Origin of the sequence: Paenibacillus nasutitermitis (assembly GCF_014641075.1) — a bacterium.
In the GTDB taxonomy this organism is placed as follows: domain Bacteria; phylum Bacillota; class Bacilli; order Paenibacillales; family Paenibacillaceae; genus Paenibacillus_Z; species Paenibacillus_Z nasutitermitis.
In genome coordinates this window covers 606795-620868 of the sequence record NZ_BMHP01000002.1, presented here as the reverse complement: position 1 = coordinate 620868, position 14074 = coordinate 606795, and the positions used below count along the sequence as shown (strand labels likewise).

Here is a 14074-nt window from a genome sequence, read left to right as displayed (position 1 = left end):
AGCAAATATGATAGCTTTATTGTAATGCAGCAGCTGGACGAAGTAAACCGGAATGGGGAACGCCTGATCGTAAAGCTGGCTCAGGCATTATAAGGGCAGGCGGAAGCTTGTCATTCAGGAAGGGGCGGGTGGAAATCGCATCCCAAATGCCGACCAACAAAGAAGCCCTCATCATCGGAGCGGGCATCGGCGGCTTATGCGCCGCCATTGCTCTGCGTCAGCAGGGCTGGACCGTTAAGATATTCGATAAATCAACAGCACAGGCAGGCCTGGGAGCAGGCATTGTGCTGGCAGCCAATGCCATGAAAGCTTTGGATCTGCTTGGTGTCGGGGCAGAAATCCGGGACAAGGGAGCGGCGGTGGGCAAAGCGGAGATCCGCCTGCCCGACGGGCGGTTGGTCACGGCTTTGCCCGCTGATGAACAAGCATCCCGATACGGAACTCACAGCTATCTGATTCACCGGGCTGTACTCCAGCACATCCTCCGTAATCATCTTGCGTCCATGTCACCAGAGGCTGTTATATATTGGGGGATGAAACTGACAGGGATTCATAACCGTAGCGATTCCGTAACCGCTTCGTTCGAGAATGGTGAGGAACAGGAAGCGGATGTACTGATCGGCTGCGATGGTATTCATTCTGTTGTCCGCCAGCATGTAGCGTCAGTAGACGACAATCCTCTGCGATATGGCGGTTTCACAGCACTGAGAGGGATTACAACGTTCAAGGACAGCCGCTATCCCGCCGGGGTTGGCGGTGGATTCGAAGCTTGGGGGAGAGGCTTGCGATTTGGTTTCTCCCAATTGGGGGAGGGCCGGGTCTTCTGGTTCGGAGCCATTAATGCTCCCAAGGGCATGCTGGCTCCTGCCGGGAGAAGAAAAGAAGCGGCGTTGCGTTATTTTCGGGGCTGGTGCGACCCGATAGAAGCGGTTATTGCCGCTACGGACGAAGAAGCGATTTTGTCCCATGATTTATTTGACCGGGAGCCGTTGCAATCCTGGAGCAGCGGGCGCGTAACGCTGCTGGGCGATGCGGCTCATCCCATGCTGCCGAATCTTGGCCAGGGAGGCGGGCAGGCTATTGAAGATGCTGTCATGCTGGGCTATCAATTGGGACAGGTAGCCCGATCGGGGGAGGGGATACCTGCGGCGCTGCAGGCGTATGAAGGGAGCCGGATTCCCCGAACCTCCCGGATAGTAAGGCAATCGAGGCGCATGGCGAGGCTCGTTCAACTTGAAAATCCGATCGCACGGGGGCTGCGCAATAGGCTTCTGCGGTCGATACCTGCGAGCTTCCAGGCAAGCCGCCTGGATTGGCTCGTCGGTTATAACATATCCCGCCAGCTTGACAATGGCGGTCTAAACGGTAAAATGAGGGATTTTTAACAAGATTAAAATCCGTTCTTATTGACCCGCATGATTGGTTGTCCATGCTACAATTCATCAGCCGGAACCTGAAGCCAGGTGTATGCACCGGTAAAATGAACGAAGCATGGAGGAATCATTACGTATGGGTAAACGAATATCAATGCTGGCGGTGCTGCTGTCTGTTGCCGCGATGGCTATGTGCGGCAGCTTTGCCGAAGCTCAGGCCATGAAGTCACTGAAGCTTGGCAGCACAAGTACAGCTGCCCTGGACCTGCAATTCAGACTTCAATTGCTGAATTATTTCAGCGGCCCGGTAACCGGGTCGTTCGGAGCGGAAACCGAGCATGCCGTTAAAGGGTTTCAGAACGCACATGGGCTTGCAGACGATGGCATAGCCGGGCCGGCGACGTGGGCCGCACTTAAGAAAGTGTCGGTTAGCAAGTCTGAGCTGGCGATGCTGGCCCGGGTTATTTATGGCGAAGCCAGGGGAGAAGACTATAAGGGGCAGGTGGCGGTCGGTTCTGTCGTCATGAACAGGCTGAAATCCCCAGCGTTTCCGCAGACAATCAAGGAAGTCATAATGGAGCGCGGCGCCTTCACGGCAGTATCCGACGGCCAGTACTGGCTGATTCCGGACAAGACGGCATTTAAAGCTGCGAAAGAAGCCGTAACGGGTTCAGATCCGACTAAAAATGCGCTCTACTATTATAATCCGGATACAGCTACCTCCAAATGGATTTTTACGCGTAAGGTAATGTTGACAATCGGCAACCACTCCTTTGCTGTTTGAGTGTGTACATACCGCACTTCCGAATCCGCTGCCCATAGGGGTGCGGATTTTTTTGTTCTTTTTGCGGATTAACATGGGTTATAATGAGATTGGCAGATGGACTTATCTGGCACAAAGGCAAGATACAGAAACGAATAGGGTGAATGCGGATGGAAGCGAAATATTGTATGACTTGCGGCAGTGCAATGGAGCCGAGGGAGATTGACGGCATATTCCGAAGCGCGTGTACCGCTTGCAGCTTCGTACATTGGGGTAATTACAGTGTGGGTGTGGGCGCGCTTGTCGTGAAGGATAAGAAGGTGCTGCTCGTACGGCGCGCGCAGGAGCCCGGTAAAGGCTATTGGACCAATCCTGGCGGTTATATCGAGGAAGCGGAGCTTATCCATGAAACGATTTGCCGCGAAGTGCTTGAGGAAACGGGGATTGAAGCGGTTGTGAAAAGTGTTGTTGCGCTGCGCGATCAGCCAGGCCGGATTCACAATGTCTATATCGGCTTCTCCATGGAATATGTCTCCGGCGAGCCGACGCCTGACCAGTATGAAGTTGACGCGGCGGGGTTTTACAGTCTGGAAGAAATGGCAACGATGAATGTAGCCGGGTTTACCAAGTGGCTCGTTCAGGTGGCGCTCCATCCCGAAGGGGATGGGCTGAATATCGATGAACAGCCGATTGTGCCGCTTAATGGGTATGGCCTGTTCCGTAGTTAATCATTCTGGCTTAGCCATACAGAAGTGAGGGGAAAGCGATGAATATGGAAAATGAACAAAGGCTGGATGAAGCGGCGGACTTGTACGAATTGGCAACCTTCGCTGGCGGCTGCTTCTGGTGCATGGTTACTCCTTTCGAAGAAATGCCGGGCATTATCAGCGTCGTTTCCGGATATATGGGCGGGCATACGCTAAACCCCACCTACAAAGAGGTATGTTCCGAAACGACGGGTCACGCGGAAGTCGTACAAATTACATTTGACCCCGCGATTTATTCCTATGAGAAGCTCCTGGAAACGTATTGGATGCAAATTGATCCAACCGATGCCGGCGGACAGTTTCATGACCGCGGCTCCTCCTACCGCACAGCGATATTCTACCATACGGAGGAGCAGCGCCTGTCAGCCGAAAAATCCAAGCTCAAGCTGCATGAGAGCGGCCGGTTCGAAGGGCCGATTGTGACCGAGATTGTACCGGCCGGCCCATTCTACCCGGCTGAAGATTATCATCAGAATTACCATAAGAAGAATCCGCTCAGATACCGGATGTACCGTAAAGGGTCCGGCCGCGACGCATTTATTAAAAGCCGCTGGAACACCGAGAAGGATAAAGCTAACCGCAAGGAGAAGCTGACTCCCATGCAGTATGAGGTTACGCAGAATAATGGAACAGAGCCTCCATTCCACAATGAGTTTTGGGATTTTAATGGTGAGGGATTGTATGTGGATATCGTTTCGGGAGAGCCATTGTTTAGTTCGCTGGACAAATTCGATTCCAACTGCGGCTGGCCGAGCTTTACCAAGCCTGTCGTCAGCGGGCATGTCACGGAGAAGAAGGATCTCACCCATATGATGATCCGTACGGAAGTGCGCAGCAAGGAGGCGGACTCCCATCTGGGCCATGTATTCAATGACGGTCCGGGTCCAAGCGGTCTTCGCTACTGCATCAATTCCGCCGCCCTGCGGTTCATTCCCAAGATGGACATGGAACAGGAAGGTTATGGGCAGTATCTGTCTTTGTTTAAATAATCAGCATGCGACCACCCCTTCATGTCTGTATGGATAAGAAGGGGTATTTGCTGTTCCTGCCAAAACCGGGAGGGGTTAAACGTCCAGCATCTTGTAGCTGCGGGATGCGTCCGCCTTGGCGCTTGTGCGTTTCTTCTCAAGGACTGTCAACAGCCGATACACGGTATCGGCCAACATAACACCTGCGACCACATCCAGCAGCACATGCTGCTTGACGAACAATGTGGAACAGATGATGAGGGAGGACATCCCATAAATCAGGAACTGGTTCATGCGGTTGCGGAATCCGCTGGTGTGCAGCGCCTTCATCACCATATAACTGGAGAAGCAATGAATGCTTGGGAAACAGTTATATGGTTGGTCGCGGTTATAAACAAAAGACATCAGTCTGGTGAGGGGATCATTGCCCGAGAGCTGCGGCCTGGGAACGGTTGTTTGAAAAACCAGATAAATGCCGTAACAAACAAGCGCGCAGATTGCATAGGTCAGCAGGCACCGGATGTATACGCGGGGATCCTTGATGAAGAAATAAATCAGGCAAATATAAATATAGAAAATCCAAATAGAATAGGGCAGAACGAACAGTTTCAGGAAGGGGATCAGGTTATCCAGATCCGTCATCAGACTATACGCCTGCGTATCCTGATTATTGATCCAGGTATACATCCAGCCAAGCACCGGAAATATGAGCATTCCCAGCAGCGGGATGAACCGTTTAATATCAAATTTCGCTATTGTTTTCAATTCCAATCTCTCCTATCAGCAGACATACCGTTTCTAAGCATAAATTATTGATTATAAAGTTGCAATCCCTTTGGCAGGGTCCTTTTCTATCAGGACGAAACAGGCAGAGGAAAAGATTTACTTGGAGAGGCTATTTATGTATATCTATCATGCTATAATGAGCGGAGAGTCCGATAGTTGAGAGGGGAATACATAATGAAGAAGTCGATTAGACCGTTTGTGATTGGGGCTATTGTCGGTTCGTTATTAACCGCATCTTCAGCTGTTTTTGCCGATGACGGTATCCAGGCGATCAAGGCGCTATTGAACAAAAATACGAAAATCACGCTCAATGGGAAATCGGTTGTTTTGGCAAATCCCACTATAGATTATGAAGGGAAAACCTATGTTTACCTCAAGGATATCGGAAAGCTCGTAGGGGCCAGCGTGAACTGGAACGCCAAGCTCAAAACCATCGAAGTCAAAACAGGCACCACTTCCGCCGCAGCCGCTCCGGCAGAGGACAAAGTGATTGCCACCTATACGGGAGGGCAGGTCACCAATAAGGAATTTGAGAAATTCTCTCTGTTCTTTGGAATGGTTAATCCCCAAACCTCGGCCTATATGACGGACCCGGAGATGAAAGAGCAGTTTCTCCGCGAATATATCGCCTATAAGCTGCTTTATGCCCCTTCTGCCGGAACTGCATTAAGTACAGCAGAGCAGGCGGAGCTCAATCAGTTTATGCAGCAGTATACGGCCTTTGTTACCCAGAATCCGCAAGTGAAAACGAGTAACGAGAAAGCAGGTCTGGCCGATAGCGATGTGAAGCAATTCTACACGATGATCACCTTTGCGCTGCGCAATATGGAGAACAAAGTGACAGAAGCTCAGCTCAAAGCCAGATTCGAGCAGACAAAAAACGATTATAATGTCGTATCCGTGCGCCATATCCTCGTGGCAACAGCCGATAACCAGACCGGCGAGACCGTACGCACGGATGCCGAGGCGCTGGAGCGCGCCAAGAAAGTGAAAGGACTTCTGGACAACGGCGGAGATTGGGCAGCTCTGGCCAAGGAATATTCCGAAGATCCCGGATCGTCTGGAAATGGCGGTCTATATGAGAACCAACAAACGGGCGTGTGGGTGGAAGGGTTTAAGAATGCAGCCAACTCCCAGCCGGTAGGAACGATTGGAGCGCCTGTTCAAACAGAATTCGGTTACCATATTATAAAAGTCGAGAAGCGCGATACAAAAACGTTCGCCGGCCTCTCCGCTGACGACAAGCTGACGATCAAGAAAACAATCGCCTCCGAGCTGATGGACGCCTTTATGGCCAATGAGCTGCCAGCGAAAATAACGAAAATTGCATTGAACTAGTTTGGCCTTGTGTTAGCCAATCTTTCCATGGCCCCCTTTGCCTCTATGGTACAGGGGGCCATGGTTATTCTCGTTATTAAGGAGGGACAGGAAGCTGACTGAACAAGGTCATTGCGCGATCAGACGGAACGCCATATATCACCGCTATGAGGGGGAGATTGCCATTATAATCGTGGAAGGAAAATACATCCATCTCCCGGCAGGGAAAATTAGCCCGGATGCTGTTGAAGGTGCTGTATTGTTCTGGTTCGACGGGTTGTGGAGGCCTGCCGATTCTGCCCCCGCTTCGAACATTTAGAGATTGTGCTGTTAGCCGCTTGTTTCTGCCGGGTAAAGAGAAGAACGGGAGCCGCCTAACGCGGACATCCGAATTCTTTTGCAAAGGGGTAACGATCATGACAACGCTGAATGAAAAACAGCTGAAAGAGCTGCGACATATGCTCAAGGTGGAAAAAGAAGAGCTGAAGCACCATTTCGAACTCGAAGGGGATGCCGACCAAAAGGAGATGATTACCGATTCCATCGGAGAACTCTCCGCTTATGACAATCATCCCGCCGACCTGGGAACGGAAACGTTCGAGCGCGGGCGCGATATGGCAGTTGATGATTCGTTGCAGAATAGGCTCGATGAGGTCAACGAAGCCCTTGCCCGCATGAAAGAAGGGACCTATGGCCAATGCAAGGTGTGCGGACAGCCCATAGGATATGAGCGACTGCAGGCACTTCCTGCGGCGCTGACTTGTATCGAAGATGCTTCTAACATGGAACTGAATGAAGAACGGCCTGTCGAAGAGCAGGTCATGACCCCGCCACCCGCAGGCGCAGGTGCCAACCGCCAGAAGAACCCCGGAAGATTTGATAATGCGGACGCCTGGAAAGAAGTAGAGAGTTACGGCAGTTCAGGGGATACCGCTGACACAAGCCCTGATATTGAGCCTGAAGAAGGTTTGAAGCCCCGGTAATGTGGTAATAGGAAAGGGGACAACTTCACCATTTACAATCAGGAGGAACATATAGAATGAATCATGCAATCGAGTTATGGGAGATCCTTCCCGAGGATAAAACAATCGATAAGTCGGAAGTGCTGCACATGATTGAGGATACGCTTTCGGAGCTAGAAATTTATCTGGAACGGTACCCGGAGGACGATATCGCCCGCATGCAGCATAAACAATTTTCTCAGAAGCTTGAGGCGCTTGCGGATGAGTCGCTGCCTGGTCTATGTAACTCGCTGACCTGTCTGGATAGCCTGTCTTACCAACAGAACGTGAACGACCGATTCTTTGGCGTATGATAAAGACAGACTAAAACCGCCCCTACTCAATTGACGTGGGAGCGGTTTTTGTATCTCTAAACGGGAAGCTATTTTGGAAGGGGTCGACTATTGGAATACAGACTTTCAAAGATAGGGGAGAAGCAGGATGGATAAAATAAAGATCGGCATAGTCGGAACCGGATTTTCCGCAAGCTTTCATATTGAAGCGCTAAGACGGCTGCCGCATGTGGAGGTAGTCGCGATTTCCGGAAGCAGCCTGGTCAAGGCCGAGAAAATGGCGGCTCAGTATGCCATACCAAAGGCTTACGGCTCGCCGGAGGAGCTGATCCGGGATCAGGAGATTGAAGCGGTGCACAACTGCACGCCTAATGACCTTCATTACAGGATTAATAAAGAAGCGCTGCTTGCCGGCAAGCATCTGCTCTCCGAAAAACCGCTGGCGATTGACAGCCGGGAGTCGGCCGAGCTGGTGGAGCTTGCCAGGACCTCGGCGGTTGTCAGCGGTGTCTGTTATAATTACCGCCATTATCCCCTGGTTGCAGAGTCCAAGCGCCGCATCGCAGATGGCGGGACCGGCCGAATCCACCTGGTGACAGGCGGATATTTGCAGGATTGGCTGCTGGAGGAAACGGACAGCAACTGGCGGATGTACGCGGAGCACGGCGGAGCGACAAGAGCGATCGCCGATATCGGATCGCATTGGTGCGATCTGGTCCAGCATGTGACCGGAGAGAGAATCGTCGAGGTATTAGCCGATCTCAAAACCGTTCATCCGACCCGCAAGGTGCTGACAGGCGAGAATGGCCATGCGCAATATAAAGATGTCCCCATAGATACAGAGGATTGCGGGATCGTAATGATCCATCTGGAAGGCGGCGCCCAGGGCGTCTTTACAGTTTCGCAAGTGAGCGCCGGAAGGAAGAATAAGCTCTTCTTTGAAATTTCTGCAGCATCGGAATCGCTCCATTGGGATCAGGAACAGCCGAACCGGCTGTGGACTGGCAGGCGGGGTTCTTCGAATCGGGAAATCGGCAGCGACCGGGATGAGCTGTCCGATGAGGCGGCGGCTATGGTTCATTATCCGGGAGGCCATGAGGAAGGCTGGCCTGACGGAGTGAAGAATCTCTTCATCGATTTCTACGCTGCGGTGGAGCAAGCCCAAGAGGGTAAGCCGGATCAGGATTCACGCACATTCGCTTCTATGGAGGATGGCCATTACATGATGAAGATCACCGAGGCGATTCTGGAGAGTCATAAGAGACAAGCGTGGGTGAAAGTCAAACCGGATTAAGTGTGAATTTTTGGCTGTTGATCCAAATTTTCAAGCGGAAGTATCAAAAAATCCCGTAAACCAGCTTGAAGGCGGCTTATGGGATTTAGTGCTGTTCTGGCAAGTCGGACTAATCGATCATCCGCCATAAATAGAAGGTGGAATAGGATAGCCACTCCCCCCACGGGGCGGAGAACTCCCTGATTTGCTGAAGGGTAGGTTTATTTTCCAGGTTCATCACATGCTTGATCGCGTTATGCAGACCTACGTCCGCGATAGGGAATGCCGTTGGAATGCGGAGGCAGCGCATCAGCACATAATTGGCTGTCCAAGGTCCAATTCCGCGGATACCGACCAGTTCTTTCTCGATTGCCTGAAGCTCACCCAGAGCGAGCAGCTTTTCCTTGGATAATTGCCCGCTGTCCATCAGGGAGGCGATCCCAATGAGATATTCGGATTTTTTTCCCGTAAGCTGAAGAGGTGTAAGATCCTCGACGGATAAACCGGCAATCCTGGACGGTTCGGGAAAGATCCAATAGGACTGTCCTTCCCATTCAACCGATTCGCCGAAGGTTTCAACGAATTTTTTTTTCAAGGTGTAGGCGAAAGCCAGATTGATTTGCTGTCCCATCACACCCCAGCACAAGGCTTCGAATAATTGGTGAATGCCGATAATCCGTAAACCGTAATGCTTCTCAATCGCATTTTGCAGGAGGGGATTTCCCTCTGCCATGTCGTAGAAAGGTTTTAGATCGCGCTCCAAATCGAACCATTCCCATACATAAGATGCCACTGCTTCGCGAACATGAGCTTCAGGAAGCGGTGCATCGCCAGCAAAATCAATGCGGATTGACCCGTCCTCCGCACCCGAAAGCCGAACGAGAATATGCTCATCTCCTACCGGCACAAGCCGGGTTACCTGCCCGCCTGTCACAGCAAACATACACTCCTTGGAGGAGCGGCTCAGATATCCGAGCACAGCCTGGAAGCTGAACGGCTCAGGAGGATACAGCAGGTAGAAAAAGTGGTGGTCGGCCCCTTTTACCGAGTTGTTCAACTGATTGGTCATGATTGTTCTTCCCGCCTTCCTATCCTTTAATTAAACCATAGATCTTGGGTGTTCGCTTTCGTTTTCTTGCTATCCTATTCCCGGATTATCGTAGTCCTGAGGTGGTTACGTACAGAAAAAACAGGTTTGCCGCGAATGCTTATAGACTGGCAATTCCAATAGAGGGCTTTGCAAGAGTGGAGGGCATCGATGAATCCGTTTAACACAAATAAGAAACAAAAGCGGCGCAGTTTAGTCATTACGGCCCTAATTGTATCGGCGTGCCTCATTGCGGCTGCCGGTTGGGGAACATTCCGTGTACTGGTCAACAGTCAGGATATTTCCAAGCTGGATCAGCCTCTGCCGGCAACTACAGTGATTTATGAAGCAAATGGCAAGGAAGCAAGCCGGATCAATCTGGGCAAAATAGAGGCGGTCGGGTATACGAGTCTGCCCTCATCTTTCATTGATGCTATCGTGGCAATCGAGGACAAACGATTCTTTGAGCATAAGGGCATGGATATATGGGGAATCGGCAGGGCATTGTATACCAATCTTACCTCTGGAAAAACGAAACAGGGGGCAAGCACCATTACGCAGCAGCTTGCCAAAAATGTTTTTTTGACCCATGAGAGGACATGGTCCCGCAAATGGAACGAGGTTCTGCTTGCAAAAAAAATAGAGGAAAAATATGATAAAGCCACCATCATGGAAATGTATGTCAATCAGATTTATTTTGGAGAAGGGGCTTGGGGAATAAAGCGTGCTGCAGATGCCTACTTCGGCAAATTACCAGCTGATCTTACGGTCGCAGAGTCGGCCATGCTGGCAGGGCTGGTTAAGGCTCCTTCCGTGCTGACGCCATTCAAAAACCCGGAAAAGGCAAAAGAGCGCCGCAATCTTGTGCTCCAGCTGATGAAGGATCAAGATCTGATTGCCGATAGTGTTTATCAGAAGGCGGTTAATGAGGCCATAACATTGCGAAGTCCCGTCTCGAAGGAGGAGAAGGCTCTCAAATACCCCTATTATGTTGATCAGATAATCCGGGAGGCCTCTGCCAAATACGGACTGACAGAAAACGAGGTACTGCATGGAGGCCTGCGTATCTACACGGCGCTCGACACACGAATGCAGCAGGCAGCGGAAAAAATCTATGCGCAGGATGAATTGTTCCCGACAAGCTCGGCGGATCAATTGATTCAAAGCGGCGCCGTGCTTGTCGATCCCCGCGACGGGGGCATCAGGGCATTGATCGGCGGCAGAGGCAAGCAGCCGTTCCGCGGGTTTAACCGTGCCGTTCAACTGAAGAGGCAGCCCGGTTCCACCATGAAGCCGATCGCGGTTTATACACCGGCGTTCGAGAAGGGCTACCGGCCAACCGACACGCTATTGGACGAACCCGTTAATTACGGGGGCTATCAGCCGAAGAATGCGGGCGGAGCCTATCACGGAGAGGTTACAATTCATGATTCGATTATCCATTCCTATAATATTCCTGCGGTCCGGCTGCTTCATGAAATGGGCATGGACGCGGGGATGGACGCCGTGGACCGGTTCGGATTGAAATTGACGGATGGCGACCGCACGCTGGGGCTTGCGCTTGGCGGGCTGCAAGATGGTGTTTCGCCCCTTGAGATGGCTGAGGCGTTCGGGGTATTTGCCAATGACGGTACCCGTATGCTGGCCCACTCCATTATCCGGATCGAATCCGCCGACGGTGAAGTACTGGCGGAAGCAGGTCCCCAAGCTGGTGTTAAAGCGACCGCGCCGGAAATTGCCCGAATGATAACGACAGAGCTGGAAGGCGTCGTACGGGACGGTACCGGAAAAGCGGCACTGCTTGCCGATCGGGCTGTCGCGGGCAAGACAGGAACGACCGAGATGCCGGGAACCGGGGGAGAAGGCGCCAAAGACAACTGGTTTGTCGGCTATACGCCGCAGCTGGTCGGATCGGTATGGCTCGGATATGACCACACAGACACCAGTCACTATTTGACTACAAGTTCCAAAGCGGCAGCCGCTCTTTTCCAGTCCTTAATGTCGGAGGCGCTGAAAGATGAGCCCGTTCTGGATTTTGCCAAGGCGCCGGGGTTGCCAACCGGCAAACAAAGCAAAAAGTCCGGCGAGCCGGGCAGCGAGCAGGACAAGAAGAAATCCAAGAAGGAAGAAAAAGAAAAGAAAAAAGCAGAAAAAGAACAATCAAAAAGGGAAAAGCAGCTGGAAAAAGAAAAAAAGCGGCAGCAAAAAGATAACGGGGAGGCCCGCGACAAAGCTGGAAAGTCCGAGCGAAAGAAGCAAGACCAAAAGCAGGACAAAGAGAAGGACTAGCAGTAAACGAGCCATATTGGATAAGAAAGTGGATTGAAATATTGGAATTACCGGAAAATAAAGTTGTGAATGAGAATGGAGGGATAGAGCATGAGAAGCACACACCACCAGCTGCCGGTTGAACGTATACATCTGTATAAGTGGGAACCTGATGAAGGCGAAGAAGTTACCGGCATCATCCATCTGGTCCATGGCTCCTGCGAGCATGCGAGGCGCTACGAGCATTTTGCCCGATATTTAACAGATCATGGACTGATCGTTTACGCCAGCGATCTGCGCGGTCATGGGTGGTCGGTGAATAAGCGCGAGGAATTGGGATTTTTCGGCGAGCGGGATGGCTGGGTGGGAATGGTGGAAGATTTGCGCCATGTGACGGCACTTGCGAGAGCCGAGCATCCGGATTTAAAAGTGATGTTAATCGGGCACAGTATGGGGTCATTCCTGGCCAGGCATTATGCAATCGTCGCCGGTGAGGAGCTGGATGGTCTCGTGCTCATCGGAACCGCGCATCAACCGCGAATTCTGCTGCATTTGGCCAGAGGAATTGCCAAATGGATTATCCGCTCCAAAGGGATAATGTACCGCAGCCATTTCCTCAACAAGCTGTCTTACGAATCGTTCAACCGGAAGTTTCAACCGGCCAGAACGATGCAGGACTGGATCTCCCGCGACGAAGGGGAGGTCGATCGTTTTATATCCGACGAACAGTGCGGGTTTGTTTTCACTGCCGGGGGTTTTCGGGATATGTTTGAGGGACTGCTTTTTATTACAAAAACCGCCAATGTCCTTCACACGCCCCGCGATCTGCCCGTCGCCTTGCTTTCCGGTCAGGATGATCCCGTCGGTTCCTTCGGCAAAACGGTTAATAAAGCTTGCCACTGTTACCGGAAAGCAGGAGTCAAGCAGGTTGAATTAACTTTATATGACGGGATGCGGCATGAGATTCTCAATGAAATCGGCCGTGAGCAGGTGTACTCCGATATTCTCAAATGGCTGTATGACCGTGTCTTAAAACCGGTGAGGCAGACGGTGCATCCTTCCTCATCTTGACCGCGTAACAAACCATTCGGCAATTTCGTACAAAAAGCATAGGAATAAGGCGGATATTTCGTTATAATAGAAACGATATCGTTAAAAATTTCAATATTAAGGAGAACGACAATGGAAAAAGTATTAATTTTCGGGCACAAAAATCCGGATACGGACACAATTTGTTCTGCAATTGCTTACGCCGATCTGAAAACGCAGCTGGGCTTAAACGTCGAAGCAGTTCGTCTGGGTGAAGTCAGCGGTGAAACGCAATACGCATTGACACAATTCAATACTGCTGCGCCGCGTCTTGTTGAGACGGTTGCCGGTGAAGCTTCGAGCGTTATTCTGGTCGATCATAATGAACGTCAGCAAAGTGCTTCAGATATTGATCAGGTCCGCGTATTGGAAGTTATCGACCACCATCGGATTGCCAACTTTGAGACAAGCCAGCCTTTGTATTACCGTGCTGAGCCAGTAGGCTGCACGGCGACGATTCTGAATAAAATGTATAAAGAAAACGGCCTGAAGATCGGCAAAGAGATTGCCGGCCTCATGCTTTCGGCTATTATCTCTGACTCCTTGCTTTTCAAGTCCCCCACATGCACGGAGCAGGATATTGCGGCTGCCCGCGAGCTTGCTGAAATTGCCGGTGTGGATGCTGACAGCTATGGTCTGGAGATGCTCAAGGCCGGTGCGGATCTGAGCGACAAGACCATCGCACAACTGATTTCGCTGGATGCCAAAGAGTTTACGATGGGAAGCTACAAGGTAGAAATCGCGCAAGTGAACGCGGTGGATACCAATGATGTCATCTCCCGCCAAGCGGAGCTTGAAGACGCTTTGAATACGATTATTGCAGACAAAGGCCTGGATCTGTTTGTACTGGTCGTTACCGATATTCTTAATAATGATTCCGTTGCTCTGGCGCTGGGCAAGGTGTCCGGAGCCGTGGAAAAAGCATACAATGTGAAGCTTGCCGATAACAAGGCTGTGCTCAAAGGCGTTGTTTCCCGCAAATCGCAAATCGTTCCGGTTCTTACCGATACCTTGAACAACTGGTAGGATGCCTGGATAAAACAATGAAGCTGCCGGCACGTTGTGCCGGCAGTTTTGATTTTTATATTC

At 51.2% G+C, this 14074-nt stretch carries 13 protein-coding genes; 11 read left to right on the top strand and 2 right to left on the bottom strand.

Annotated features, from left to right (window positions below; all coding sequences use genetic code 11):
• Window positions 1–128 precede the first annotated feature (128 nt).
• The 4 genes from IEY46_RS12855 (at window position 129) to msrA (ending at window position 3892) form a co-directional block, all read left to right on the top strand.
• On the top strand, window positions 129–1385 hold the full coding sequence (locus tag IEY46_RS12855) for an FAD-dependent monooxygenase (protein WP_308422794.1): 1257 nt from the start codon (window positions 129–131) through the stop codon (window positions 1383–1385).
• Window positions 1386–1509: 124 nt separating this feature from the next.
• Complete coding sequence (locus tag IEY46_RS12850) at window positions 1510–2157, top strand: cell wall hydrolase (RefSeq protein WP_229750275.1); 648 nt, start codon at window positions 1510–1512, stop codon at window positions 2155–2157.
• Between the two features lie 149 nt (window positions 2158–2306).
• Entirely contained in the window at window positions 2307–2864 is a 558-nt protein-coding gene (locus IEY46_RS12845; protein ID WP_188992400.1) for an NUDIX hydrolase, read from the top strand.
• A 44-nt stretch (window positions 2865–2908) separates the two neighbouring features.
• On the top strand, window positions 2909–3892 hold the full coding sequence (msrA, locus tag IEY46_RS12840; RefSeq protein WP_188992399.1) for a peptide-methionine (S)-S-oxide reductase MsrA: 984 nt from the start codon (window positions 2909–2911) through the stop codon (window positions 3890–3892).
• A gap of 75 nt (window positions 3893–3967) precedes the next feature.
• On the opposite strand, the gene IEY46_RS12835 is transcribed toward msrA, so the two are convergent.
• Window positions 3968–4636, bottom strand: a complete 669-nt coding sequence (locus IEY46_RS12835; RefSeq protein WP_188992398.1) for a phosphatase PAP2 family protein — start codon at window positions 4634–4636, stop codon at window positions 3968–3970.
• A gap of 195 nt (window positions 4637–4831) precedes the next feature.
• Between IEY46_RS12835 and IEY46_RS12830 the strand changes: the two genes are divergently transcribed.
• The 4 genes from IEY46_RS12830 (at window position 4832) to IEY46_RS12815 (ending at window position 8562) form a co-directional block, all read left to right on the top strand.
• Window positions 4832–5995, top strand: a complete 1164-nt coding sequence (locus IEY46_RS12830; RefSeq protein ID WP_188992397.1) for a peptidylprolyl isomerase — start codon at window positions 4832–4834, stop codon at window positions 5993–5995.
• Between the two features lie 395 nt (window positions 5996–6390).
• Entirely contained in the window at window positions 6391–6957 is a 567-nt protein-coding gene (locus tag IEY46_RS12825) for a TraR/DksA C4-type zinc finger protein (RefSeq protein ID WP_188992396.1), read from the top strand.
• Between the two features lie 56 nt (window positions 6958–7013).
• The gene (locus IEY46_RS12820; protein WP_188992395.1) at window positions 7014–7289 is read left to right on the top strand and encodes a hypothetical protein; all 276 of its coding nucleotides are present in this window, start codon (window positions 7014–7016) and stop codon (window positions 7287–7289) included.
• A 127-nt stretch (window positions 7290–7416) separates the two neighbouring features.
• Window positions 7417–8562: a Gfo/Idh/MocA family protein gene (locus IEY46_RS12815; protein ID WP_188992394.1), complete on the top strand. Its 1146-nt coding sequence runs from the start codon at window positions 7417–7419 to the stop codon at window positions 8560–8562.
• 109 nt (window positions 8563–8671) lie between these two features.
• Here IEY46_RS12815 and IEY46_RS12810 read toward each other — a convergent pair whose 3' ends face one another.
• Window positions 8672–9610 carry a DNA-3-methyladenine glycosylase family protein gene (locus IEY46_RS12810; protein ID WP_188992393.1) on the bottom strand — a complete coding sequence of 313 codons (939 nt, stop codon included), beginning with the start codon at window positions 9608–9610 and terminating at the stop codon, window positions 8672–8674.
• A gap of 189 nt (window positions 9611–9799) precedes the next feature.
• On the opposite strand from IEY46_RS12810, the gene IEY46_RS12805 reads away from it, so the two are divergent.
• The 3 genes from IEY46_RS12805 (at window position 9800) to IEY46_RS12795 (ending at window position 14011) form a co-directional block, all read left to right on the top strand.
• Window positions 9800–11917, top strand: a complete 2118-nt coding sequence (locus tag IEY46_RS12805; protein ID WP_188992392.1) for a transglycosylase domain-containing protein — start codon at window positions 9800–9802, stop codon at window positions 11915–11917.
• Between the two features lie 90 nt (window positions 11918–12007).
• A complete protein-coding gene (locus IEY46_RS12800; protein WP_188992391.1) occupies window positions 12008–12967 on the top strand; it encodes an alpha/beta fold hydrolase in 960 nt (319 codons plus the stop codon).
• Window positions 12968–13078: 111 nt separating this feature from the next.
• The gene (locus IEY46_RS12795; RefSeq protein ID WP_188992390.1) at window positions 13079–14011 is read left to right on the top strand and encodes a manganese-dependent inorganic pyrophosphatase; all 933 of its coding nucleotides are present in this window, start codon (window positions 13079–13081) and stop codon (window positions 14009–14011) included.
• Window positions 14012–14074: the final 63 nt, after the last annotated feature.